The sequence below is a fragment of the Aminobacter carboxidus genome, from assembly GCF_014863355.1.
Taxonomy (GTDB): domain Bacteria; phylum Pseudomonadota; class Alphaproteobacteria; order Rhizobiales; family Rhizobiaceae; genus Aminobacter; species Aminobacter carboxidus.
This window is the reverse complement of record NZ_JACZEP010000001.1, coordinates 824,287-849,012: the sequence shown is the minus strand read 5'-3', so window position 1 is coordinate 849,012 and position 24,726 is coordinate 824,287. Positions and strand designations below refer to the sequence as shown.

Sequence of the window (24,726 nt, the reverse complement as noted above, 5' to 3'; positions counted from 1 at the left end):
CGCATTATTGTCGACGGGATCGTATCGAATGACTGGGAAGACGAGAACAATACTGCTGGCCGCGGCAGCGTTCGGTGGCGCCGCATGGTTGGCATACATCGATGGCGTACCAGCCTATGTCAGGCAGGCTCTGGCCTCGGAAGAGGCAACCCAGCCCGTCTTAATGCCCCCTCCTCCGCAGGTGCCGGTGGCAGAAGTGGTCACCCGTGAGCTTGCACCGTCGTCGGAGTTTACCGGCGTCGTTGCAGCCGCCAGGACCGTCGAGCTCCGCTCCCGCGTCGGTGGGACAATCGAAACGGTGAGCGTTCCCGAAGGAGGACTTGTCGATCGCGGCCAATTGCTCTTCCAGATCGATCCCAGGGCTTTCGAAGTCGCGCTCCAGAATGCGGACGCGCAGCTGCAACGGGCCGAGGTTCTGCTCTCCCGGGCCGAGACCGACCTCGATCGGTCGCAGCGGCTGCTGCCTAGCGGCGCCATCGCCAGCAAGACCTATGATGATGACGTGTCCGGCAAGCAGGAGCGGCAAGCGCAGGTGCTGGAGGCAAAGGCCGCAAGGGCCGCAGCCAGCCTCGACCTATCCTATTCCCGCGTGATCGCCCCGATCGCCGGACGCGTCGACAGGGTACTCGTGACGGAAGGAAACCTCGTCACCGGCGCGTCAGGAGCCGCGGCGACATTGCTCACCACGATCGTTTCGGTCGACCCGGTTCATGTCTATTTCGATATCGATGAATCGACCTATCTGAGCTTTCTGAGCCAAACCCGCCCGGAGGATGTCGGGCGCAAGGGCGTCTCGCTCCCGGTCGAGGTCGGGCTTGCCAGCGAGAGCGGATACCCCCATTCGGGCACCTTGGACTTCCTCGGAAATCGGCTCGATCCAGGCACCGGGACGATCCGCGCCCGAGCCGTGCTGGCCAACCCCGACGGCCGGCTGACACCGGGCCTGTTTGCGCGGGTGAAACTTGCCACGAGCGCGCCCAAAGAGACCGTTCTCATCGACGATCAAGCAGTCGGGACCGATCAGGGACGCCGCTACGTCCTGGTGCTGGGTGCCGGTGACATGGTCGAATACCGGCCGGTCGAATTGGGCGCGATGAACGCGGGGTTGCGCGTCGTAAAAAGCGGCCTCAACTCTGGCGACACGATCATCATCAAAGGGCTCGTCCGACCTGGCATGCGGGTTGCCCCGAAACGGATCGCGATGACGCCCGACCGGCGTTCGGTCGACGGCGTTGCCAATGGCAATAGCCAGGAGGCACGTCGATGAGCCTGCCGCACTTTTTCATCAATCGCCCGATCTTTGCGATCGTGCTGTCGGCTCTCATGCTGATCGCCGGCGCGATGGCGCTGTTCCGGCTCTCCCTGAGCGAGTATCCGTCCGTCACCCCGCCCACCGTGCAGGTGTCGGCAAGCTATCCGGGTGCCAATCCCGAGGTGATCGCCGAGACAGTCGCATCGCCGCTCGAACAGTCGATCAACGGCGTTGAAGGCATGCTTTACATGAGCTCACAGGCCGCGACCGACGGCCGGATGACGCTCACCGTTACCTTCGCACAGGGTACAGATCCTGACATGGCTCAGATCCAGGTGCAGAACCGCGTGTCACGCGCCCTGCCCCGCCTGCCGGAAGAAGTTCAACGCATCGGCGTCGTCACCCAAAAGACGTCCCCCGACATCTTGATGGTGGTGCACCTTGTATCGCCCAACAAACGCTACGATCCGCTCTACATCTCCAATTTTGCTACTCTCCAAATTCGCGACACTCTTGCCCGCCTGCCCGGGGTCGGCGATGTCATCATCTGGGGTGCCGGCGAATACGCCATGCGCGTCTGGCTGGACCCCGCCAAGGTTGCTGCACGTGGCCTGACGGCAGGCGATGTCGTCGCAGCCATTCGCGAACAAAACGTCCAGGTCGCAGCCGGCTCGGTTGGCCAGCAGCCATCGGAGGCGGCCAGCTATGAGGTCACTGTCAGTACACTGGGGCGGCTGTCCAGCGAGGAGCAATTCGGCGAGATCGTCGTCAAGACAGGCGATGACGGGCAGATCGTGCGGCTGCGCGATGTTGCGCGAATTGGTCTTGGTTCCGACGGCTACGCATTGCGTAGCCTGCTCGACGGTGAACCGGCCGTTGCATTGCAGATCATCCAGCGCCCCGGCGCAAATGCGCTGGACGTTTCCAACGCCGTGCGCGCCGAGATGGAGCAATTGCAGAAAGGTTTTCCAGAGGGTCTGGAGTACCGGGTGGCTTACGATCCGACCGTCTTCGTACGCGCGTCCCTGGCCGCCGTCATGACGACGCTGCTCGAAGCGATCGTTCTGGTCGTCATCGTCGTCGTCCTGTTCCTGCAGACGTGGCGTGCCTCAATCATTCCGCTGGTTGCCGTGCCCATATCGCTCGTGGGCACGCTTGCGGTGATGTATCTCATGGGCTTTTCGCTCAATACCTTGTCGCTGTTCGGCCTGGTCCTTTCGATCGGCATCGTGGTCGACGACGCCATCGTTGTGGTCGAAAATGTGGAACGACACATCGGCCTTGGCGAAACGCCGAAGGAAGCGGCCCGCAAGGCGATGGATGAGGTGACCGCACCGATCATCGCGATCACGTCGGTTCTTGCCGCCGTGTTCATTCCATCCGCATTTCTGTCGGGGCTACAAGGTGAGTTCTACCGCCAGTTCGCGGTGACGATCGCGATTTCGACGGTGCTTTCGGCGATCAATTCGCTGACGCTTTCGCCGGCATTGGCCGCCATGCTCCTGAAACCGCACCACGGCGGTGGCAGCCGCGATTGGCTGACCCGTGGCATCGACTTCATGTTCGGAAGGTTTTTCCGGCTGTTCAACCGCTTCTTCGACCAGGCGTCGAATGCTTATGTCGGAACCACGCGTCGCGCCATCCGCATCAGCAGTGTGGTGTTCGTCATCTATGCGGGGCTGCTGGGAGCGACCTATTTCGGGTTCCAGAGCATCCCGAGCGGCTTCGTGCCGGCTCAGGACAAGTACTACCTCGTCGGCATCGCGCAGTTGCCCTCTGGCGCTTCGCTCGACCGCACCGAAGCTGTCGTCAAGGAGATGTCCAGGATCGCGCTGGCCGAACCCGGAGTCGAAAGCATCGTCGCCTTCCCCGGCCTCTCGGTGAACGGCTTCGTCAACCTGCCCAACGCCGCCGTCGTCTTCGCCATGCTCGACCCCTTCGATCAGCGCAAGGATCCGTCGCTTTCAGCCAGCGCCATCGCCGAACGCCTGATGGGCAGATACAGCCAGATCCCCGACGGCTTCGTCGGCATCTTCCCGCCGCCGCCGGTCCCTGGGCTCGGCACGACAGGCGGCTTCAAGCTTCAGGTCGAAGATCGCGCCGGCATGGGCCTCGGGGCCCTGGCCACGGTGCAGGGCGAGATCATGGCAAAGGCGGCCGCCGCACCTGAACTCGCCGGCATGATGGCGAGTTTTCAGGTCAATGCCCCGCAGGTCCATGTCGATCTCGATCGCGTCAAGGCAAAGACGCAGCATGTTCCGCTGACGGGGATCTTCGAGACCCTTCAGGTCAATCTCGGCTCCCTCTACGCCAACGACTTCAATCGCTTCGGCCGCACCTATCGCGTCATCGTACAGGCCGATGCTCCCTTCCGCGCCGAAGTGGATGACATCGCACGCCTGAAAGTTCGCAACGCTGCAGGTGAAATGGTGCCGCTTGCGGCACTCGCCACCATCACAACCAGCTCAGGCCCCGACCGTGTGATGCACTACAACGGCTATCCGTCGGTGGACATTACCGGAGGGCCGGCGTCAGGCTATTCGTCCGGGCAGGCAACGGCTGCAATTGAACGGATCATGCGCGAGACGCTGCCGGCTGGCATGGCCTTCGAATGGACCGACCTGACCTTCCAGGAGAAGCAGGCTGGCAACACGGCCATGATCGTGTTCCCGCTAGCGGTCCTGTTGGCCTTCCTGATCCTGGCAGCGCAATACAACAGCTGGTCCTTGCCTTTTGCTGTCCTGCTCATCGCGCCGCTGGCGCTGCTCTCGGCCATCGGCGGCGTCTGGCTCTCCAGCGGCGACAACAACATCTTCACGCAAATCGCGTTTGTCGTGCTTGTCGGGCTTGCTGCCAAGAACGCGATCCTCATCGTGGAGTTCGCCCATGAGAAGGAAAAGAAAGGCCGGGATCCTCTGGCGGCGGTACTCGAAGCCGCACGCCTGCGCCTCAGACCGATCCTGATGACGTCGCTTGCCTTCATTGCCGGCGTCGTGCCTCTGGTCATCGCGACCGGCGCTGGCGCCGAGATGCGCCATGCCATGGGCATCGCCGTGTTCGCCGGCATGCTTGGCGTTACGGTATTCGGACTGGTTCTGACGCCGGTCTTCTACGTCGCGATCAGACGGCTGGTGCTGCGGCGTGACCGCAGCACCAGAGAGGCGATCGCCGCCTCCGAAAGCGATCTCGTTCGCTAGATGGAACACGATGCCATGCCACATCCATGACCGGCGCGTGGAGGCCTGCCTCTGTTTCGGTTTGGCCGACACTGCCTGCGCGTTCCCGAGACGTGCCACATTGTCATCGCCAACGAAGGGGTCCTTCTTTGGCGTAGCGGGTGGCTCAGCTAGAACGCATGCCGACATTCCGTTCAGGAATTCAAGTGATCCGCCCCCGCGCTGCCACCGGCTCCGCCCGGACATAATAATCGCCCCTGACGAGATGCACGGAATCGACCATGTTGCTGACGACGCAGGCGTGGTTGGGAACAATGCGCAGAAGTTCGCCGACGACAGACGCCTGTTCGCCGGCGTACTCGATCCGTCCATGTTCCTCGTTGAGAGAAATGACCGCGCAATCTGGACGCTCCAGTACCATGCCGTAGCCGCTCATGCCGAAAAGGTCGGAAGTCAGCACCTTTGTCCCTGCGTCTACGATGGCACGCCCATCCGCCGGCGCGCTGATGACGGTGGTGAGAACCGTCAGCGCACAATCCTCGACGCCGCATGCGCCGGCGTTAACGAGTGACCTATCGTTGTAGATGTAGCTGCCCGGCCTGTATTCGCTCAGACTTGTGTGTCGTTTCATTGCATAGAGATCGGGGGTCCCACCGCTGGATACGGTCCGGGTCTCGATGCCCGCCTCGCGAATGAGGCGCGCGGCATGGTCTAGCCATTCGCAGGCCGCGTTGCCCTGTCCTGGAGCCGGATACGTCATCACGCCGGCGAAGCGCAAGCCCGGAGAATCCGAGATCAACCGGGCGAGATTGAGGGCTTCTTCCGGCGTCAACACCCCGCAACGGTGCATTCCGGTATCACATTCTACCAGAACGTCGATTTCGCTGCTGGCATTGGCGAATGCGCGGGCCAGCCCCTCGATGACTGAAGCGCTATCGGCAACCACCGACAGGCGGCACCTTTCCGCGAGACGTCTGAGACGCTCAAGCTTGCGCTCACCAACGATGTTGAAGGTAATCAGGATGTCATCGATACCCTCGTTGGCCATCACCTCAGCTTCGCCGATCTTCTGCGCGGTGATGCCGATCGCTCCAGCCGCCAGCTGCGCGTGGGCAAGCAGCGGCAACTTGTGCGTTTTGATATGGGGCCTGATCGCAACGCCCAGCCGATCACACTGATCCTGGCAGCGCCTGATGTTTCGCTCAACGACATCGAGATCGATCAGGACCGCCGGTGTTTCGACAACCTCGCGCCAGCGCAAAGCTCCGGCCGCCGGCAGCTTCAACGGGTTGTCGCTCATTTCAGTCCATCCATTGGCTTGACGTTGCGCAGATAGTCGAGAACGAGCTCCGTCATATGCGCGAGCCGCTTCTCCTCCGCTCCCTCTGCCAGAAGATCACGATTGAAAACCACGCTGAGTGTCCATCGATTGGACAAGAAGAAGTAGCCCAGGCCAACTATCGAGATGTAAAGCTCAATAATATCGACGTTTGCCCGGAAGATACCCTGTTCCTGGCCACGAGATATCAATTCGCCAAGGCGATGGGAGAGCGGCGCAAACATGCTGCGGACACTCTGCGATCTCTCCAGGTGTTGGGATTTCATCAGATTTTCGGAGTTCACCAGCACGATGAATTCCGGATGGTTGACGAAGTAGTTGTATGTGTGAGCGATGAGTTCGCGGATGCCGGCTTCCGGCTCGAAGTCATCGAGAACCAGAGCCTCATTCTGCGAGCGAAGCTCCAGATAGATGTCCTCCAGGACGGCCACGAACAGGTCGTCTTTCGAATTGAAGTAGTGATAAAGCACGCCCTTGCTCATGCCAGTACGGACGGCGATGCGATCGGTTCGCGCACCATCGTAGCCATTTTCGGCGAATTCCTCGCGAGCCGCCTGGATGATCACGAGCCTTGTACGCTCGGCGTCACGCTTCTTGCCAACCGGCTTTGCGTCGCTTGCGGAGTCGCGCTTGCGCTTTTCTACCACCGGATACGCTCCTTCGTGTCAGCTGCGAAGAGATGGAGGTTGGTCGGGTCGAAGACGAGCCCAACGTTCTCTCCTTGTGTGAGATGCTGGCGGGTCCGGGACTGGACCGTCCACTTTTCGGAACCGACTGAGAGGATAACATTGGTTTCGCACCCGGTATGCTCGACGAGATCGACCGTGCCGGTGAGCTTGACGCCCTCGGGAGAAACAACTTCCAAGTGTTGTGGCCGCACCCCGGCCACAACCTCCTTGTGGGGCGATGGCGGTACGTTGGCAAGGTCGATCGGACCTGAACCGGCATGGAATTCGAGCGTGGCTGATCCGTCTTGGGCCGCCAAGGTTGCGTTGCCCAGGTTGATCGTCGGAGAGCCAAGAAACCCGGCGACGAAAACATTTGCCGGCTTGTCGAAAAGTTCGAGTGGCGTGCCGACCTGCTCGACCTTGCCCCGGTTCATCACCACAATGCGATCGGCCATGGTCATCGCCTCGATCTGGTCGTGCGTGACATAGATCGACGTGGCGCCCAACGACTTGTGCAGTTGCCGGAGCTCGATGCGCATGTGGTGCCTGAGTTTCGCGTCGAGATTGCTCAACGGTTCGTCGAAAAGGAAAGCCCGCGGCTCTCGCACCATCGCCCTGCCCATCGCGACGCGCTGGCGCTGTCCCCCCGACAGGGCACGCGGCTGCCGGTCAAGAAGCGCATCGAGATGCAGCGTGTTGGCAACCTCGGCGACAGAACGACCAATTTCGTCCTGGCTGGCGCCGCGCAGCTTCAGGGGAAAGCCGATGTTCTGCGCTGTCGTCATGTGCGGGTAAAGCGCATAGGTCTGAAACACCATCGCAAGATCGCGTCTCTGCGGCCCGATGTCGTTCACGACCTCGCCGTCGATGGCGATGGTGCCTGCCGAGATGGTTTCCAGTCCAGCGATCATCCGCAAGAGCGTAGACTTGCCGCATCCGGACGGACCGACCAGGACGACGAATTCGCGATCCTCGATTGCGATACTGACGTCGTCTATGATTGTGACCGCGCCATATTGCTTGCGAATATTTGTGAGATTGATCGAAGCCATTCAGCTCCTCCTACTTGACCCCACCAAGCGCCATTCCCCCGATGAGATAGCGCTGGATGGAAGCAAAGACGATTGCGACGGGCACCGACGCAAGCAACGTCGCGGCCATGATGAGATGCCATTCAATTTGGTAGAGAGTGCCTGTCAGGAATGCGATCTGAACCGGCGCGGTCTGCTGGGTGACTTGACGCAACAGCGTCAGCGACATCGCATATTCGTTCCAGGAATTGACGAAGGTGAAGATTGCCGTGACGACGATCCCGGGAAGGCACAGCGGCAGGAAGACCCGGATGAAGGCGCTGAACCGGCCGGCTCCGTCGATCCACGCTGCCTCCTCGAGATCCTTCGGAATAGTCGCGAAATAGCTCTGCAGCATCCACACGGCAAATGCCATGAAGAAGGCGCTGTGTGCGATGATCACCGACAGCAGGCTGTTGACCAGGCCGAAATAGGCAAACATTCGAAACAGGCCGACAATCAGGACGATCGGTGAGATCATCTGGGTGATGAGCAGGTAGTTGGTCAGCGCCCCCTTGCCGGGAACTCTCATCCGGGTGAGCGCATAGGCGGCAGGTATGGCCACGGCCAACGACAGCACGGTCGCCCCGACACTGATCGCCAGCGAATTCGCCAATGCCCGTCCAAAACCTTTCTCGAAGATGAGTTCCGCGAAGTTGCCCAGATAGAGCTCTCGCGGCAACCAGGTGCGATGGAAGGTGAATATTTCGTCCTTCTGCTTCAACGAAGTCGACAGCATCGTCGCGTAGGGAAACAGAACGACCAGCAGGAAAGGCGAAAGAAGCGCCCAGCAAACGAGACTTTTCTTCGCCTTAGTCATCGTTTTTCGCTCCCTGTGCTCTGGTCAGAAACAGATAGACGATGGCAAACACCAGGAGAATCGCGAACATGACCATGGAGCCGGCGGCTGCATTGCCAAGTTTGCCGAATGCGAAAGCCTGCTTGTAGACGTAGGTGATCAGAATGTCGGTCCGGTTGGCGGGACCGCCATTGGTCATGATCCAGATGATCGGGAAAGAATTGAAAACATAGATGACGTTGAGGACGAGCGCGATCTGCATGAACGGCCACAGCAGCGGCAGCGTGATGTAGTAGAAACTCCTGGTAGATGCCGCTCCGTCGATGGCGGACGCCTCGTACAAGGACTCTGGAATGGACGTCAGCCCACCGAGCAGAATGGTCACGGTAAATGGCACCGACACCAGAATTCCGATCAGTATCTCGATGAGGAATGCCATTCTGGCATCGGCCAACCACGGATAATTCTCGAATGGCAGGCCAAGTGCGGCCAGCGTCATGTTGAGCGTGCCGAAATCACCATTTACGACATAACGCCAGACCACCGCCGTCATCGCCAGCGAGATGGCCCACGGCAGCAGCACGATCGTTCGGGCGATTGTCCGGCCGTAGAAATCCTCATTGAGGATCAAGGCAATCGGCACCGAAACCAGCAGCGTTCCTGCGACCACGCAAACTGTCCAGATCACTGTCTGGCGCGCGGCCTGCAGGAAAACCGGGTCGGCGAACGCCTTGGCAAAATTGGCCAGGCCAGAAAACTCCCTGACGACACCCGTGCGGCTGACGTCAAAGAGCGACATGCGGATCACGTCGAATATCGGATAGCCGATCACGGCGACCGAAAGCAGCAGACAAGGCGCAATCAGGATCAGCGCGAAAGCCGGCCCCGGCAGCCCCATCTTGCTCGACCGGCCTGCGCTTAAGGCCCGTCTGGGAGCGGTCTTTTCAATTCCCGGCATACGCGCTTTACCTTTGAGGAAGGCGGTGGCGTGGTCGTCACGCCACCTCAGTAGATGGGATCGCTCGCAGGCGATGATTTCAGGATCTATTCTTCTTCTGCGAGAATCGCGTCCATCTTCGCGGCGGCCTGCTTCAGCCCCTCCTCAGCCGAAACCTCACCCGCGTAAATCCTGGACAGTTCGGTCTTGAGGCCATCCGCCATCTCTTCCCAACGCGGGAACAGCGGCGCGAACTTTGCCACCGATCCCATTTCCAGAAACACCGACATGTTCGGATTCTCGGTGAAGAAGGGCTCGGTCGATTCCGCCTTCAGGACCGGCACGAAGCCTTCGAGCTTGCCGAATTCAAGCCGGTTTTCCTTGTTGAAGATGAACTCCAGGAACTTCATCGCCTGCGGCTTAACCTTCGAGGATTCAAGGACCGCGATGGTGTCGGTGACGCCATAGGTCGCCTCGGTCGTGGCAACCGGGATTCGGCTGATGCCGTACTCGACATCCTTGCCCTGTTCGGCGAGCTGCGCATTGAACCAGGGACCCGACAGGACCATGCCCATCTTTCCGGCGGCGAAGAGATTCTGCAGGTCCTCGCGGCTGGAACCGGTGACGCCCGGCTGGGTGACATTCGCCTTGATCATGCGCAGATAGTTGTTGGTCGCCGTCACAGCCTCAGGCGAGGCGAACCCGCTCTTGCCATCAGGCCCCAGGATGCTGCCGCCATGGGTCCAGAGGCTGTAGAACCAATAGCCTTCAGTATCGAGGTCCCGCCCCTGGACGCCGATGCCGTAGACCCCCTCGCCCAGCGCATCGATCTTCTTGGCCGCCTCGAATGCCTCGTCCCAGGTTGCCGGCGGATTTGCGACCCCCGCCTGCTCGAGCAGCTTCTTGTTGTAGAACAGCCCCCGCGCGGATGCAGCAATCGGCAGCCCCCAAGTATGGTCGCCCTGCTTCTGAAGGTCGAGATAGGTCGGCACGAAGGTGTCGGCGAAGCCGGGCGACATCAACCCCTCGATCGGGGCGAGTGCCCCGTCCTTGGCAAAACCCGCCATCCAGCGCGTCGCCATATGCGAGACATCAGGCGCGGTGCCGGCGGAAATGTCGCTCACCAGCTGCTGCTGCATCTCCGGCCAGGGCAGATGCTCGATCTTGACCTCGATGTCAGGATTGGCCGAATTGAATTTTTCCGCCAGGCCCTGGAAAAACGGCCCCGTCTTGGTGCTGTATTCCGCAACTCTGACCCGAACCGTTTCCTTGGCCCAAGCGCTACCAGAATGCAGCGATGCCGCTGCGGTGGCCGTACCAACAATCAACGCGGCCAAAAACTTCTTGCCCATAAGTACCTCCCATATGGCGCTGCAGATGTCGAATGACGCAGCCATCTGGAATGAAAATGGTGCCGTTGTCAATATTGACTGACCAGTCAGTATGTGCTTTTTTGCCGACAGATCGCTGATCCATTTGAACGGCCCGAGCCCACCTACAGGTGCAGCAAGAGGGCCCCACCGGAGACGAACTCGCCAATGGCACGACGGACAATTCTACAGGGCGGCCATGTCTTGGCCTTCGGCGACACACCGGGTGCAATTGCCGACGTCGCCATCGCCGACGGTCGCATTGCCGCCATCGGCACCGACCTGTCGCGCCCGGACGATGTCGTCGTCGATGCGCGAGGTGCAATCGTCCTGCCGGCGCTGACCGACATCCACACGCACATCTACTGGGGCGCCACCTCGCTGGGCGTGCGGCCCGAACTTGTTGCGCATCGATCCGCGACCGGTACCTTCGTTGACGCCGGTTCGGCCGGAGCGGGAAACTTCGAAGGCCTGAAAACCTTCATCTTCGAACCCCTGCCCTTCCACGCCTTTGCCTTCCTCAACATCTCGTTTCCGGGAATCTTCGGTTTCTCCAAGCGCGTGATGGTCGGCGAATGCTGCGACATGCGCCTCGTCGATGCTGAAAGCTGCATCGAGGCGGCGCAGGCCTATCCAGAGCAAATCGTCGGCATCAAGGTGCGGGCCGGCCGCAAGGCTTCCGGCGAAAATGGCGGCGCAGCGCTCGAAATTGCACTTGAGGTGGCCGAGCGGCTCAACCTGCCGGTGATGTGCCACGTCGACCTTGACCCTCCGAGCATCGAGGAGGTCCTGCAGCGCCTGCGTCCCGGTGACATCATCACCCATTGTTGCAGGCCGGATCCGAATGCCGCGACTGAAAATGGCCGCGTCCGAGATGCGGTATGGCGGGCGCGCGAGAGCGGCGTACACTTCGACATCGGCCATGGCATGGGCGGCTTTTCCTTCCGTGTCTGCCGCGAGATGTTGGCCGAAGGCTTTGTGCCCGACCTGATCAGTTCGGACATCCATTCCCTTTCGGTCAACGGTCCTGCCTACGACCTTCTGACCACGATCAACAAGATGATTGCGCTCGGCGTGGACCTGACGACCGCCCTTGCCGCCGGCAGCACCAACCCGGCGAAGGTCATCGGCCGTCCCGACCTCGGCCGCATCGCCGTCGGCGACGAAGCTAATGTTGCCGTGCTGAAATGGCGCGACGAGCCCTGGACCTTCAGGGACGCGGCCGGCGAAGGCCTCGACGTCTCCACAAGGCTGGTATGCGATCGCCTGATCGTGAAGGGTCGCCAGATCGACCCGGCGGGCGGCAGCCATCCCATGCAGTCCCAGTAAGAATCCAAGCGGAACAATGACGATGCAACACAGCGTAGTTCAGGCGCACCATTTCATAGCGGGCAAGTGGACGCCCTCGCACAGCGGTCAAACGTTTGAAGCGCGGTCACCTTACGACGGCAGTCTCCTGGCAGTGCTTGCCGAGGGCGACCGCTCCGACGCGCAGGATGCGATCAAAGCGGCTGAAGCCGGTCACAATGCGTTGTCGCAAATGTCGGCATGGGATCGAGCACGTCTCTGCAATCGCGTCGCCGATGTCATCGAGAAGCGACGTGGCGAACTCGCCCTTATCCTTGCCCGCGAACAAGGCAAGCCGCTGGCGTCGGAGGCTTATGGCGAGATCGATGCCGCCGCTACCGGATTTCGGGAAGCTGCCGAACTGATCAAATGGCTCGAAGGCGAGTTCATCCCGGTCGAGACGCCCGGCAAACGGGCCATAAGTTTCCGCCAGGCACGCGGCGTCTACGCGATCGTGACACCTTGGAATTTTCCGATCAACATTCCAGTCGAGTACCTCGCCCCCTGCCTAGCCGCAGGCAATGCGGTGGTGTGGGTGCCTGCGCCGACGACATCGCTTTGTGCCGTCAAGCTGATGGAATGCATCGCCGAAGCTGGCCTTCCCGATGGGGCGGTAAACCTTGTCCTCGGCCCCGGCGCGATTGTCGGCGACGAGATCGTCTCCAACCCCGGCACGCATGGTATCGGGTTCACCGGCAGTCCGCAGACCGGAAGCGCCATCGCAAAGCGTGGAGCCGGCAAGCCAATGCTGCTGGAACTCGGCGGCAACGGACCAGTCATCGTGCTCGATGACGCAGATCTGGATCGTGCGGCGCAGGCCGCCGCCTTTGGCTGCTTCTTCAATGCCGGGCAGGTTTGCGCTGCGACCGGCCGAATTCTCGTCACCGAAAAGAACCACGACACGCTCGCGGCCCGCATCGCAGGCATTGCAGAGACGATCCGTCTTGGCGATCCGCTGCTCGCCGAGACGACGATGGGGCCGCTGAACAACCCCCAGGTGGTCGCCAAGGTCGAACAGCATGTGGCGGACGGCTTGGCTCGCGGGGCAAACCTTCTCACCGGCGGAAAGAAGGGGGCGGGCCTGTTGTACCACCCCACGGTGATGGGACGCGTCGACCGCCAGGCGCTGCTCAACACCTCCGAGACCTTCGGTCCCGTGGCGCCACTGGTGGTTTGTGCCGATGACGCCGACCTGCTCGACACCGCCAATGCTTCGTCGCACGGTCTCGCCGCCAGTGTGTTCACTCGCGACTTGAGCCGCGCCTTTTCATTCGGTGAAAAGCTGCAGGCCGGTCTCGTCAACATCAACAGCGCGAGTTGCTACTGGGAACTTCACCTGCCGTTTGGCGGCGCCTCCGGCAAGGCCAGTGGCCTGGGCCGCCTCGGCGGCAAGCACACGCTGCGCGAAGTCACCGACGTCAAGACGATCACGTTCGACATCAGCTGAGGAACAGGCCGGGCGGCTGTGTCCACCCGGTCCGCCATGCCGACAATCAAACTCGCGCCGGCATCGCGCCGGCCACCCGGTTCCCGGACCAAACTCCAGCCAATCGCAGTGAGGAACGATGCGAATTTGTAGTTATCTCCACAACGGCCGAGCCGGATATGGCGTGGTGGCGGACGACCGCGTCATCGCCATCAGCAGCGTCCTTGGCGACAGCTTTCCAACGCTGGCTAATCTGTTGGTCGCTGAGGACTTCCTTGGCATCTGCGCGCAGGCCATCGGCCGCAGCCCCGAGCTGCCGCTTGCCGGCATCGTGCTGCAGGCGCCGATTCCCAATCCGGGAAAGATCATCTGCGTCGGGCTGAACTACCACGACCACATGGTCGAGACCCGCCATGCGCCGACACAGCATCCGACCTTGTTTGCCCGCTTCGCCGATTCCCAATGCGCGCATGGCGAGCCGATGTTGATGCCATCGGTGTCCACCCAGTTCGACTTCGAGGCGGAACTCGCCGTCATCATCGGCAGAAGCGGCCGTAACATCCCTGCTGATGCAGCGTTGGATCATGTCGCCGGCTACTCGTGCTACAACGATGGCTCGGTTCGCGACTGGCAGGTCCACACATCGCAGTTCTTGCCGGGCAAGAACTTCCCGGCGACGGGCGCGTTCGGACCGTTCCTGGTCACATCAGACGAAATTCCGGACCCGCAGGACCTTGCGATCAGCTGCCGCTTGAACGGCGAAGCCGTCCAGATGGCGTGCACCGGCCAGATGATACATTCCGTGGCTCAGCTGATTGCCTACATCTCGCGCATCACCCCGCTCTCCCCCGGCGACGTGATCGTAACAGGCACGCCCGGCGGTGTCGGCTTCGCGCGCGTACCGCCCCTGTTCATGAAGGAGGGCGATCTTGTCGAAGTCGACATCGAAGGTGTCGGACTGCTGAGCAACAAGGTTGCGCGGGAAACCGTGCCAAGCGCCTAGCGGCAATGCGTGCAAGAAGACTGTGACTGCCGTGTCGGCTCAGCCCGGCATTTGGCGAGGGGTGCGTTTGTTTATCCCGATGGCGACAGGCCCATCTGGCATTTTCATTTTCAGGAGAGACACTATGGGCGAAGTGATTGAATTTACGTCTGGCGGCTACCGGTTCATCAAGGGTGTGTCGCAATATTCGGGCGGCGTAGCGGCATTACCCGGCTTTCGGCTGGAACGCGTGCGGTTTACCCAGCCATTGCCTCTTGCGGAAGGTTTTGCCGAGATCGAGAAGATCATCACGGCCGCAGACCGCCCCCTCACGGCATTCGCCGCATGTGAACTGCGCTCGCCGGCACCGTTTAGCGAAGAGGGCTTTGTTGCCTTCAACAGCAGCTACACGAAGACGCTGAAGGCGTGGGGCCTGCTTGAGACGGGTCACAATCCCGTGGCGCGCAGCAATGTCTGTCCCCAGATCGCACCGCCGCCGGTGCCGTCGATCTATGCGTTCTCGTTTACGGTGCCGACCACCGAAGCCACGCCTTCCTTCGTCATCTCCGGATCCGCCGAGGTGCCCGAAGGCCATGCGGCCTATCGCGAGCATATCGTCAGCCGTGGCGATCTCTCCGCCCACGGCTTGCGCACCAAGGCACAATTTGTGCTGGAGGAAATGGAGCGTCGTGCCGCCACGCTGGGCTTCGGATGGGAAAACGCGACGGCGGTCCAAGTCTACACCGTGCACAATCTCTACCCGTTCCTGGCCGACGAAATCGTCAAGCGCGGTGCTGCGCGCACCGGCCTGACCTGGCACTACAACAATCCGCCCGTCGTGGATCTGGAATACGAGATGGATCTGCGGGGCGTTGCCGCGGAACATGTCGTCTAAGAGCGTTCATGGGATGACCATGCGTACTGACATCGGCAGCTATGACTATGTCATCGTCGGGGCCGGCTCGTCCGGTTGCGTGTTGGCAAACCGGCTGAGCGCCGATCCCGGCAAGCGCGTGCTGCTTCTGGAAGCCGGCGGTTCGGACAACTATCACTGGATCCACATCCCGGTCGGCTACCTCTACTGCATGGGCAATCCGCGTACGGACTGGGGCTACCGGACAGTGAAGGAGCCCGGCCTGAACGGCCGCTCCCTCGCCTATCCACGCGGCAAGGTAATGGGCGGCTGCTCGTCCATCAACGGCATGATCTACATGCGCGGCCAGGCCGCCGACTACGACCACTGGCGCCAGCTCGGAAATCCAGGCTGGGGCTGGGACGACGTGCTGCCGCTGTTCAGGAAGTCGGAAGACCACCACGGCTTTTCCGGTCCGTTTCACGGCCAGGGCGGCGAACTCAGGGTCGAACGCCAGCGACTGAGCTGGCCGATCCTCGACGCCGTGCGCGAGGCTGCCGAAGAACTCGGCGTGCCGAAGGTCGAGGATTTTAACGACGGTAACAATTTTGGCTCATCCTATTTCGAGGTGAACCAGAAATCCGGTTTCCGTTTCAATGCCGTGCGCGCCTTCATCAAGCCTGTTCGGCACCGCAGGAACCTGACCATCCTCACCCATGCGAAGGCCGAACGCATTCTGTTTTCCGGTCGTCGGGCCACTGGGCTCGAACTGCGCCTCGCCGGCAAACCTGCCCATGTGAAGGTAACCGGTGAACTCATCCTGTCAGGCGGTGCCATCGGCACGCCGCAGCTGCTGCAGCTGTCGGGCGTGGGGCCAGCCGGCCTGCTCGGACGTCACGGCATCGAAGTCGTGCACCACTTGCCCGGTGTCGGCGAGAACCTCCAGGACCATCTGCAAATCCGGACGGCGTTCAAGGTTTCGGGAACAAAGACGCTCAATGAGCGCCAAGCAAGCCTTGCCGGCAAGGCACTGATTGCGCTCGAATATGCGGTCAAGCGTACCGGCCCAATGTCCATGGCGCCGAGCCAGCTCGGCATCTTCATGAAGTCGGACGCGCGCTTCTCGACACCCAACATCGAGTTCCATGTCCAACCGCTGTCGCTGGAAGCCTTTGGCCAGCCGCTGCACAGCTTCCCGGCGATCACCGTCTCGGTCTGTAATCTCAGGCCTGAGGCGCGCGGCCATGTGCGCATCGTCTCACCCAGACCCGACGATCATCCAGAGATAGCCCCTAACTATCTCTCTACCGAAGGAGACCGCGAGATTGCGGCTGCGTCGATCACGATCGCCCGCCGGTTGATGGAAACCCGACGAATGGCCCAGTTCCGCCCGGAGGAATTCAAGCCGGGCGCCCATATCCAGGCGCCCGAGGAGCTCGCCCGCGCCGCCGGCGACATCGCTACGACGATCTTCCATCCCGTCGGTACTGCACGAATGGGCCGCGACGACATGGCGGTGGTCGATCCTCAACTGCGCGTGCGCGGGATCGATGGACTCTACGTTGCCGATTGCTCGATCATGCCGACGATCGTCTCCGGCAACACCCACGCTCCGGCGGTGATGATCGCTGAAAAGGCAGCTAAGTTGATCGCGTGAATTTCTGGCTGCGGTCGAAGATTGGATAAGCCGCATGACGTGCTGGCGCCGATGAAATTCTGCGGCGAGAGAAGAAAGATGTTTAGGTCGTTATCGTGACCGAGGCACGGCTCCCGATGAAGGCGGTTTGCGGGATCCTGAGAGCGACCCTTGTGGATCGGACACTACATAGACTTCATCCGCGCAAGGTCCTCAGCTATCGTTCAACGCGTGAGTTCATCATGCACAAACCCAACCCCAACGTGGCTGGGCTCGAGGCACTGACATTGTTGTGCCGAATTGAACCGGATCACACCTCGTTCCCGACGTCGACCCGCCATATGCGAATTCTCCACTGGGTTGCTGAGTCCTTTATGTGAGCTATGCCCGACATCGTGCATAATTTGTCTTTTGGCTGCGTCGTTGACGCAAACATCCAAACGAATGTAATGATGTACGTAACTCAAATATGGAAGTCGCAATGCGCCCCACGGTCCATGACGTCGCCCACGCAGCCGGCGTCAGCCTCGCAACGGTCGATCGTGTCATCAATGGCCGGGAAGGTGTTCGGGCCTCGACAGTGCAGCGCGTGGAAGCAGTCATCCGACAACTTGGCTTCGTCCGCAACCAGGCGGCGGCCAATCTGGCCAAGGGCCGCGTCTACCGCATCGTCTTCATCATACCCGAAGGCGCAAACACCTTCATGCGCAGGCTCGAGAGCGAAGCGCGCGAAGCCGGTCGCCAGATGGCGCCAGACGGGATCGAACTTTGCGTCGTCACGGCGCCCGCCTTTGACGGGCAGGCACTGGCCGACATCCTCAACGGGCTGGACCCCAACGAGATTGGCGGCGTGGCGTTGGTCGCAACCGAAGCGCCGCCGGTGCGTCAGGCCTTGGCGCGGCTGCATAGCGCGAATGTTCCCGTTGTCACCCTTGTCTCCGATGCGCCGTCCTTTCAGCGCCATCGCTATGTAGGCATCGATAATGTCGCGGCGGGACGCACGGCGGCGAGCCTGCTCGGGCGCTTCCTGCGCGGCGTGAGCGGCAAGATCGCGCTGGTCGCCGGCTCCATGCTGGTGCGCGACCATGTGGAGCGCCGCATGGGTTTCGATCAGGTCATCCGCACCGAGTATCCCAATCTGGAAGCGCTGCCGGTGGTCGAGGGTCGGGACGACCGACCCTCGACACGGCGCATTGTGGAGGAGTGCCTGGATCGCGACCCGGATATTGTCGGCCTTTACAATATCGGCGCGGGCAATCTCGGTCTGATCGAAGCGTTGTCCGAACGGCCAACCGAAAGGCGTCCGATGGTGGTGGCGCACGAACTGAGCGTCCATACGCGAGCCGCGTTGGAAAGCGGCTTGTTCCACGCCATCATCAATCAGGATGCCGGCCATGAGGTCCGCAGCGCCATTCGGACGCTCCGTTCGCTGACCGATCAGCGGACCCTCATTGAGGGGCAGGAGCATATTCGGATCGAGGTATACCTGCGCGACAATCTACCCTGATCGGCGGATTCTTGGCTGCGCCCTCTGGCGCGCTCGATCATTCCTGATATACGTACATCAGAAATTGCAGAAATGGGACCGAACAGGACATGACCACCGGATTTTTTGGTGACATCAAGCCGATCCAGTATGAGGGGCCGGACTCGGCAAGTCCCTTGGCCTACCGCTTCTATAACAAGGACGAGCTGGTACTCGGCCAGCGCATGGAGGACCATCTGCGCTTTGCCGTTGCCTACTGGCATTCCTTTGCCTGGGAAGGCGGCGACCCCTTCGGCGGCCAAACGTTTGACCGTCCCTGGTTTGGCCCCACCATGGAACACGCCAAACTGAAAGCAGATGTCGCTTTCGAAATGTTTTCGTTGCTCGGCACGCCTTACTACTGTTTCCATGATGCTGACGTACGTCCCGAAGGCGACAGCTTCGCCGAAAGCAAGGACCGGCTCGACGAGATCGTCGACATTTTTGCAGAGAAGCAGGCCCAGAGCGGCGTGAAGCTGCTTTGGGGCACTGCCAATATGTTCTCCAACCGGCGCTGGATGGGGGGCGCAGCGACGAACCCTGATCCTGACGTCTTTGCTTATGCGGCAGCCACGGTTAAGGCCTGCTTGGATGCCACCATGAAGCTTGGCGGCGAGAACTATGTTCTTTGGGGCGGGCGCGAAGGTTACGAGACGCTGCTCAACACTGACCTTAAGCAGGAGCGCTTGCAGGCCGGCCGCTTTCTCTCGATGGTCGTCAACTATAAGAAGAAGATCGGCTTCAAGGGGACCATCCTGATCGAGCCGAAGCCGCAGGAACCGACCAAGCACCAGTACGACTATGACGTCGCGACGGTATATGGTTTCCTGAAGGACTTCGGACTGGAGAACGAGGTCAAGGTCAATATCGAGCAAGGCCACGCGATCCTCGCCGGCCACTCGTTCGAGCACGAACTGGCGTTGGCCGGCTCGCTTGGCATCCTTGGTTCGATCGACATGAACCGCAACGACTATCAGTCGGGCTGGGACACAGATCAGTTCCCGAACAACGTGCCGGAAATGGCGCTGGCCTATTATCATATCCTCCAGGCCGGTGGCCTGAAGACGGGCGGCACCAATTTCGACGCCAAGGTTCGCCGCCAATCGCTCGATCCGCAGGATTTGCTGATCGCCCATATCGGCGGCATGGACGCTTGCGCCCGCGGCCTCAAGGCTGCGGCGCGCATGATCGAGGACAAGGCTCTCTCAGGGCCTTTGGCCGAGCGCTATGCCGGCTGGAAGACCGCCGAGGGTGAGGCCATGCTGTCGGGCAAGCGCACGCTTGAGGAAGTGGCCGAGCGCGTCGTCAAGGAGAGGATTCAGCCGCAGCCCAAGTCCGGCCGACAGGAACTGCTCGAAAACATCGTCAACCGCTACGTGTAAGGTGCAATAGACGGTGTCACACGCGCGTATGCGAGCTGGCGGCATGGAAGGTGAAGGTGGGTCGCAGGCTTTAGGATGACATCAATTCCGCTCGCAGGGTGAACTGGGCATGCTGTCCCAATCTGGAGCGAGGTTTCGGCGCGAGCGCGCCACGGGAGGAAGTTCATGAAGACGATCAAGGGCCCCGCCATTTTCCTGGCGCAGTTCGCCGGCGACGCAGCGCCGTTCAACTCGTTCGACTCAATCTGCAAATGGGCGTCTGACCTTGGTTACAAGGGTGTCCAGATTCCGACCTGGGATGCGCGGCTGATCGATCTGAACAAGGCGTCAGACTCCAAGGGTTATTGCGACGAGATCAAAGGCGTCGCCGCCTCACATGGTCTGGAAGTGACAGAGCTCTCAACCCACCTGCAAGGTCAGCTTGTTGCGGTTCATCCCGCCTATGACACCGCATTTGACGGCTTTGCGGCCCCGGAGGTTCGTGGCAATCCGAAGGCGCGTCAGGAATGGGCGGTTGACCAGGTCAAGCGCGCACTGCGCGCCTCCAGGCATATGGGGATCAAAGCCCACGCCACCTTCTCTGGCGCGCTCGCCTGGCCCTATGTCTATCCCTGGCCGCAGCGTCCGGCCGGTTTGGTCGAGGCCGCGTTCGATGAGTTGGCCAAGCGCTGGACCCCGCTGCTCGACTATGCCGACGATAATGGCGTTGACGTCTGCTACGAAATCCACCCGGGCGAAGACCTGCACGATGGCGTCTCCTTTGAGATGTTCCTCGAACGCGTCAACAACCACGCCCGCGCCAACCTGCTCTATGATCCCTCGCATTTCGTGCTGCAGCAGCTCGACTATCTCGACTACATCGACATCTATCACGATCGTATTCGAATGTTTCACGTCAAGGACGCCGAGTTCAACCCGACGGGTCGGCAGGGGGTCTATGGCGGCTTCCAGAGTTGGGTCAACCGCGCTGGACGGTTCCGTTCGCTGGGCGACGGCCAGGTCGATTTCGGTTCGATCTTTTCCAAGCTGACCGCCAACGATTTCGACGGCTGGGCGGTGCTGGAATGGGAATGCGCGTTGAAGCACCCCGAGGACGGCGCGCGTGAAGGCGCCGAGTTCATCAAGGCGCATATCATCCGCGTCACCGAACACGCCTTTGACGATTTCGCCAATGCCGGCACAGACGACGCCGCAAATCGCAAGATGCTCGGCCTGAGCTGAGGGGAGCGCGACATGGCCATTGAAGCAAGTAACAAAGAAGCTGGCGGCGGCCGCATTCGCCTGGGTATGGTTGGCGGCGGACAGGGCGCTTTCATCGGCGCTATCCACCGCATGGCCGCGCGGCTCGACGACCAGTATGAACTGGTCGCCGGCGCACTGTCGTCCAGCGTCGAAAAGGCGAAGGCCTCGGCTGCCGATCTCGGCCTTCCCGCCGACCGATCCTACGGTTCGTTTGAAGAAATGGCCAAAGCAGAGGCTGCCCGCCCCGATGGCATAGAGGCCGTCTCCATCGTGACGCCGAACCACATGCACGCGCCTGCTGCCAAAGCCTTCCTTGAGGCTGGTATCCATGTGATCTGCGACAAGCCGATCACCACCACCGTCAAGGAGGCCGAAGAACTCGCCGCGCTGGTGAAGAAGTCGGGCAAGCTGTTTGTATTGACACACAATTACACCGGCTATCCGATGATACGGCAGGCGCGCGAAATGGTCGCCAATGGCGACCTCGGCGAAATCCGCGTCGTGCAGGCCGAATACCCGCAGGACTGGCTGACCGAGCCCGCGGAACGCTTAGGCTCCAAGCAAGCCGAATGGCGCACCGACCCCAAGCGCTCCGGCGCTGGCGGTGCGATCGGCGATATCGGCACCCACGCCTATAACCTGGCGGCCTTCGTAACCGGGCTGAAGAGCGAACAGGTGCTAGCGCAACTGACCTCCTTCGTCGAGGGCCGCCCTCTCGACGATGATGTGCAAATCCTGCTTCGCTACCATGGAGGCGCGCGCGGCATGCTGTGGGCAAGCCAGGTGGCTGTCGGCAACGAAAACGGGCTGAAGTTGCGAGTATACGGTACAAAGGGCGGCCTGGAATGGACGCAGGCCGACCCGAACTATCTCTGGTTCACGCCCTTCGGCAAACCGAAGCAGTTGTTCACCCGTGCCGGGTCCGGCGCGGGCCCCGCTGCGACCCGCGTCACGCGCATTCCGAGCGGCCACCCCGAAGGCTATCTCGAAGGTTTCGCCACCATCTACGCAGAAGCAGCCCGCGCCATCCGCGCAGCGCGCGAAGGCAATAAGCCCGACGCCGATGTGATTTACCCGACCGTCGACGACGGCATTGACGGTATGAAGTTCATCGAAGCCTCCGTCGCCTCATCGAAAGCCGGCAACGTGTGGACAAAGATCGGATGACCATGTCCGTCGTCTCTCCGTCGCAGGACCACAAGGGTTTCATGGCCGGACATGGGCTGGCTAAGACATTTGGTGGTGTTGAGGTGCTGAAGGACATCTCGCTCGATATCCGCTCCGGTGAAGTGCACGCCATCATCGGCGAGAACGGCGCAGGCAAATCCACCCTGCTCAAGATCCTCGCGGGCCATCTTGCGCCGACGCGCGGATCGCTCACCATTGACGGCGAGACCGTCGCCTTGAGCGGACCGGTGGACGCCGAGCATCGTGGTATCGTGCTGGTGCATCAGGAAATCCTGCTGGCGCCGGACCTGACGGTGGCGCAGAATATTTATCTTGGTCGCGAGATCAAAAAGGGCTTGAGCGTCGACGACAAGGCCATGAATGCGGGTGCCGCCAAGGCCGTGCGCAACCTCGGCGCCAATATCGATCCGAAAACCGTCGTCGGCCGCCTTTCGATCGCCCAGCGCCAATTGGTGCAGATTGCCCGCGCGCTTTTGGTGCCGCACCGTCTGGTCATTTTCGATGAGCCGACGGCGTCGCTGACGCCGATTGAAACCGATGCGCTGCTCAAGGTGATTTCAGATATCAGCAAATCGGGTGCGGCGGTCCTCTACATTTCCCATCGCCTGCCGGAAGTGAAGACCTTGGCCGACCGTGTCACCGTGCTGCGCGACGGCAAGCTGGTCACCACTCGTGAGGCAGCCGGCCTTGAACCGCTGGACATGGCGCAGTTGATGGTGGGCCGCGACGTGTCCAAGCTATATCCGGATCATGTCGCGCCTGAGGGCGAGGACTATGTCCTCGAAGTCGAGAACATGGATGTGCCCGGTTATGCCCGCAACGCCTCGTTCAAACTGAGGCGCGGCGAGATCCTCGGCTTCGCCGGCCTTGTCGGCGCCGGGCGTACCGAATTGATGGAGGGCATCGTCGGCCTGCGTCCCGCAAAGGGCAAGATCCGTCTGAACCGAAGGCCGGTTTCCTTCGCCAATGCCGGGCAAAGCATGAAGGCGGGCATCGTCTATCTTTCCGAAGATCGCAAGGGCAAGGGCTTGCTGCTGCAAGAGGCCCTCGGCGTGAACCTGACGCTGGCCGGCCTGAAGAAATTCGTGCGCGGCATAATGCTTGACCGCAAGGCGGAACGCGCCGCTCTCGATCAGGCGATCGCCGAATTCGACATTCGCACCCGCAACAAGGACCTGCTGGCCGGCCAGCTTTCCGGCGGCAACCAGCAGAAACTGCTCATCGCCAAGATGATGCTGCTGAAGCCCAACATCGTCATCATCGACGAGCCGACGCGCGGCATCGACATCGGCACCAAGGAGCAGATCTACATGTTCATCGCCGACCTCGCCCGGCAGGGCAAGTCGGTGATCGTGGTCTCTTCCGAAATGCCAGAACTGATCGGCGTCTCTGACCGCATCATTGTGATGCGCGAGGGCGTGATCGCCGATGAGGTGAGCGGCAAACACATGAACGAGCGAGAGATCGTCGTGCTTGCGACGGGCGTAAAACCTTCTGAGGCGGCTTGAGACATGACTGACACGACGACCACCACTCCACAAAGGCGCAACCTCTGGCGGGATGTGGACCTGCGCGCCGTCGCGCCCTTCATCGCGCTGGCGCTGCTTCTGGTGCTGGGCTCGTTTGCCCACGACAACTTCCTGACGGCCAACAACCTGCTGAACGTCATGACGCGCTCGGCCTATATCGCGATCATTGCGATTGGCGCGACCTTTGTCATCACCGCCGGAGGACTTGATCTCTCTGTCGGCGCAATGACCGCCTTCATCGCCTCGCTCGCTATCATGTTCATGAATTCGGACGGCATCGCCAATCCGTTGACGATGGTTCTGGCTGCCACGGCGCTGATGCTGGCAATCGGCATGGCCTGTGGGCTGACCAATGGACTGGTCATAACCTTGGGCAAGATCGAGCCTTTCATCGCCACGCTTGGCATGATGGGCATTTATCGCGGCCTGACCACCTGGCTTTCACAAGGCGGCGCGATCACGCTGCGCAATCCGGATGTGCAGGCGATCTATCGCCCGGTTTATTTCGGCAATCTTTTCGGCATTCCTTACCCCGTGCTTGCAATCTTCGTCACGGCGGCCATTGCGGCATTCATCCTGTACCGCACCTCGTTTGGCCGCCATGTGATCGCGGTCGGCTCCAATGAGGACGTCGCGCGCTATTCTGGCATCTCGGTTGCGCGCGTGCGCACCATGACCTACCTGATCCAGGGGCTATGCGTGGCGGGTGCCTGCCTGATCTATATTCCGCGCCTTTCTTCCACCACGGCCACGACGGGCACTATGTGGGAACTGAACGCGATCACGGCCGTCGTGGTCGGTGGCACCGCCTTGCGTGGCGGCGTAGGTCGCGTCTGGGGAACCGTAGCCGGCGCCTTCATCCTGGAAATCATCGGCAACATCATGCTGCTGACGACATATGTCAGCGAGTATCTGCTCGGCGCGATCCAGGGAGCAATCGTCATTGTCGCGATGTTGGTGCAGCGTTCGCTGACGCGAAAATCGTGACGTAAATCGGGGCTGCGG

Annotated in this window: 19 protein-coding genes and 1 pseudogene; 14 read left to right on the top strand and 6 right to left on the bottom strand. The window is 61.1% G+C overall.

The features are described 5' to 3' along the window. Positions 1-28 precede the first annotated feature (28 nt). The 3 genes and pseudogenes from IHE39_RS03920 to IHE39_RS31205 form a co-directional block, all read left to right on the top strand. On the top strand, positions 29-1,267 hold the full coding sequence (locus tag IHE39_RS03920) for an efflux RND transporter periplasmic adaptor subunit (RefSeq protein ID WP_192565576.1): 1,239 nt from the start codon (positions 29-31) through the stop codon (positions 1,265-1,267). Next, entirely contained in the window at positions 1,264-4,449 is a 3,186-nt protein-coding gene (locus IHE39_RS03915) for an efflux RND transporter permease subunit (RefSeq protein WP_192565575.1), read from the top strand. The genes IHE39_RS03920 and IHE39_RS03915 overlap by 4 nt, the downstream gene beginning before the upstream one ends. A 1-nt stretch (position 4,450) precedes the next feature. Further along, positions 4,451-4,578 (top strand): annotated as a pseudogene (locus tag IHE39_RS31205) (5-dehydro-4-deoxy-D-glucuronate isomerase); the annotation flags it as partial. A gap of 52 nt (positions 4,579-4,630) precedes the next feature. On the opposite strand, the gene IHE39_RS03910 reads toward IHE39_RS31205, so the two are convergent. The 6 genes from IHE39_RS03910 to IHE39_RS03885 all read right to left on the bottom strand — a co-directional run bounded on the left by IHE39_RS03910 (position 4,631) and on the right by IHE39_RS03885 (position 10,593). Further along, entirely contained in the window at positions 4,631-5,728 is a 1,098-nt protein-coding gene (locus tag IHE39_RS03910; RefSeq protein WP_192565574.1) for a D-TA family PLP-dependent enzyme, read from the bottom strand. Next, positions 5,725-6,414 (bottom strand): TetR family transcriptional regulator, encoded by a 690-nt coding sequence (locus IHE39_RS31060; RefSeq protein WP_192565573.1) that lies wholly within the window; start codon positions 6,412-6,414, stop codon positions 5,725-5,727. Before IHE39_RS31060 ends, IHE39_RS03910 begins: the two co-directional genes overlap by 4 nt. Beyond that, positions 6,408-7,487 carry an ABC transporter ATP-binding protein gene (locus IHE39_RS03900; RefSeq protein ID WP_192565572.1) on the bottom strand — a complete coding sequence of 360 codons (1,080 nt, stop codon included), beginning with the start codon at positions 7,485-7,487 and terminating at the stop codon, positions 6,408-6,410. The genes IHE39_RS31060 and IHE39_RS03900 overlap by 7 nt, the downstream gene beginning before the upstream one ends. 10 nt (positions 7,488-7,497) lie before the next feature. After that, on the bottom strand, positions 7,498-8,325 hold the full coding sequence (locus tag IHE39_RS03895; protein WP_192565571.1) for a carbohydrate ABC transporter permease: 828 nt from the start codon (positions 8,323-8,325) through the stop codon (positions 7,498-7,500). Continuing rightward, positions 8,318-9,202, bottom strand: coding sequence for a carbohydrate ABC transporter permease (locus tag IHE39_RS03890; RefSeq protein ID WP_192566039.1), 885 nt, complete (start codon positions 9,200-9,202; stop codon positions 8,318-8,320). The genes IHE39_RS03895 and IHE39_RS03890 overlap by 8 nt, the downstream gene beginning before the upstream one ends. Positions 9,203-9,348: 146 nt before the next feature. After that, positions 9,349-10,593, bottom strand: a complete 1,245-nt coding sequence (locus IHE39_RS03885) for an ABC transporter substrate-binding protein (protein ID WP_184768788.1) — start codon at positions 10,591-10,593, stop codon at positions 9,349-9,351. A 186-nt stretch (positions 10,594-10,779) separates the two neighbouring features. Between IHE39_RS03885 and IHE39_RS03880 the strand changes: the two genes are divergently transcribed. The 11 genes from IHE39_RS03880 to IHE39_RS03830 all read left to right on the top strand — a co-directional run bounded on the left by IHE39_RS03880 (position 10,780) and on the right by IHE39_RS03830 (position 24,708). Further along, positions 10,780-11,940, top strand: a complete 1,161-nt coding sequence (locus IHE39_RS03880) for an amidohydrolase family protein (protein WP_184768787.1) — start codon at positions 10,780-10,782, stop codon at positions 11,938-11,940. A gap of 22 nt (positions 11,941-11,962) precedes the next feature. Next, positions 11,963-13,405: an aldehyde dehydrogenase family protein gene (locus IHE39_RS03875; protein ID WP_192565570.1), complete on the top strand. Its 1,443-nt coding sequence runs from the start codon at positions 11,963-11,965 to the stop codon at positions 13,403-13,405. Positions 13,406-13,523: 118 nt separating this feature from the next. After that, positions 13,524-14,387 carry a fumarylacetoacetate hydrolase family protein gene (locus IHE39_RS03870; protein ID WP_192565569.1) on the top strand — a complete coding sequence of 288 codons (864 nt, stop codon included), beginning with the start codon at positions 13,524-13,526 and terminating at the stop codon, positions 14,385-14,387. Positions 14,388-14,511: 124 nt separating this feature from the next. After that, positions 14,512-15,261, top strand: coding sequence for a 2-amino-5-chloromuconate deaminase CnbZ (cnbZ, locus tag IHE39_RS03865; RefSeq protein ID WP_192565568.1), 750 nt, complete (start codon positions 14,512-14,514; stop codon positions 15,259-15,261). Positions 15,262-15,274: 13 nt separating this feature from the next. Next, the gene (locus IHE39_RS03860) at positions 15,275-16,876 is read left to right on the top strand and encodes a GMC family oxidoreductase (protein ID WP_210327467.1); all 1,602 of its coding nucleotides are present in this window, start codon (positions 15,275-15,277) and stop codon (positions 16,874-16,876) included. A gap of 460 nt (positions 16,877-17,336) precedes the next feature. After that, complete coding sequence (locus IHE39_RS03855; protein ID WP_192565567.1) at positions 17,337-18,362, top strand: LacI family DNA-binding transcriptional regulator; 1,026 nt, start codon at positions 17,337-17,339, stop codon at positions 18,360-18,362. Between the two features lie 89 nt (positions 18,363-18,451). Then, positions 18,452-19,762: a xylose isomerase gene (gene xylA, locus IHE39_RS03850; RefSeq protein ID WP_192565566.1), complete on the top strand. Its 1,311-nt coding sequence runs from the start codon at positions 18,452-18,454 to the stop codon at positions 19,760-19,762. A 165-nt stretch (positions 19,763-19,927) separates the two neighbouring features. Next, a complete protein-coding gene (locus IHE39_RS03845; RefSeq protein ID WP_192565565.1) occupies positions 19,928-20,983 on the top strand; it encodes a sugar phosphate isomerase/epimerase family protein in 1,056 nt (351 codons plus the stop codon). Positions 20,984-20,995: 12 nt separating this feature from the next. Beyond that, on the top strand, positions 20,996-22,171 hold the full coding sequence (locus IHE39_RS03840; RefSeq protein WP_192565564.1) for a Gfo/Idh/MocA family protein: 1,176 nt from the start codon (positions 20,996-20,998) through the stop codon (positions 22,169-22,171). A 2-nt stretch (positions 22,172-22,173) separates the two neighbouring features. Next, entirely contained in the window at positions 22,174-23,700 is a 1,527-nt protein-coding gene (locus IHE39_RS03835; protein WP_434781291.1) for a sugar ABC transporter ATP-binding protein, read from the top strand. Positions 23,701-23,703: 3 nt separating this feature from the next. Beyond that, positions 23,704-24,708, top strand: a complete 1,005-nt coding sequence (locus IHE39_RS03830; RefSeq protein WP_192565562.1) for an ABC transporter permease — start codon at positions 23,704-23,706, stop codon at positions 24,706-24,708. The last annotated feature ends 18 nt before the right edge of the window (positions 24,709-24,726 follow it).

Coding starts and splice junctions, on each gene's coding strand:
- IHE39_RS03920 (WP_192565576.1), top strand. CDS start 29: ATGACTGGGAAGACGAGAACAATACTGCTGGCCGCGGCAGCGTTCGGT.
- IHE39_RS03915 (WP_192565575.1), top strand. CDS start 1,264: ATGAGCCTGCCGCACTTTTTCATCAATCGCCCGATCTTTGCGATCGTG.
- IHE39_RS03910 (WP_192565574.1), bottom strand. CDS start 5,728: ATGAGCGACAACCCGTTGAAGCTGCCGGCGGCCGGAGCTTTGCGCTGG.
- IHE39_RS03900 (WP_192565572.1), bottom strand. CDS start 7,487: ATGGCTTCGATCAATCTCACAAATATTCGCAAGCAATATGGCGCGGTC.
- IHE39_RS03895 (WP_192565571.1), bottom strand. CDS start 8,325: ATGACTAAGGCGAAGAAAAGTCTCGTTTGCTGGGCGCTTCTTTCGCCT.
- IHE39_RS03890 (WP_192566039.1), bottom strand. CDS start 9,202: ATGGGGCTGCCGGGGCCGGCTTTCGCGCTGATCCTGATTGCGCCTTGT.
- IHE39_RS03885 (WP_184768788.1), bottom strand. CDS start 10,593: ATGGGCAAGAAGTTTTTGGCCGCGTTGATTGTTGGTACGGCCACCGCA.
- IHE39_RS03880 (WP_184768787.1), top strand. CDS start 10,780: ATGGCACGACGGACAATTCTACAGGGCGGCCATGTCTTGGCCTTCGGC.
- IHE39_RS03875 (WP_192565570.1), top strand. CDS start 11,963: ATGCAACACAGCGTAGTTCAGGCGCACCATTTCATAGCGGGCAAGTGG.
- IHE39_RS03870 (WP_192565569.1), top strand. CDS start 13,524: ATGCGAATTTGTAGTTATCTCCACAACGGCCGAGCCGGATATGGCGTG.
- cnbZ (WP_192565568.1), top strand. CDS start 14,512: ATGGGCGAAGTGATTGAATTTACGTCTGGCGGCTACCGGTTCATCAAG.
- IHE39_RS03860 (WP_210327467.1), top strand. CDS start 15,275: ATGACCATGCGTACTGACATCGGCAGCTATGACTATGTCATCGTCGGG.
- IHE39_RS03855 (WP_192565567.1), top strand. CDS start 17,337: ATGCGCCCCACGGTCCATGACGTCGCCCACGCAGCCGGCGTCAGCCTC.
- xylA (WP_192565566.1), top strand. CDS start 18,452: ATGACCACCGGATTTTTTGGTGACATCAAGCCGATCCAGTATGAGGGG.
- IHE39_RS03845 (WP_192565565.1), top strand. CDS start 19,928: ATGAAGACGATCAAGGGCCCCGCCATTTTCCTGGCGCAGTTCGCCGGC.
- IHE39_RS03840 (WP_192565564.1), top strand. CDS start 20,996: ATGGCCATTGAAGCAAGTAACAAAGAAGCTGGCGGCGGCCGCATTCGC.
- IHE39_RS03835 (WP_434781291.1), top strand. CDS start 22,174: ATGTCCGTCGTCTCTCCGTCGCAGGACCACAAGGGTTTCATGGCCGGA.
- IHE39_RS03830 (WP_192565562.1), top strand. CDS start 23,704: ATGACTGACACGACGACCACCACTCCACAAAGGCGCAACCTCTGGCGG.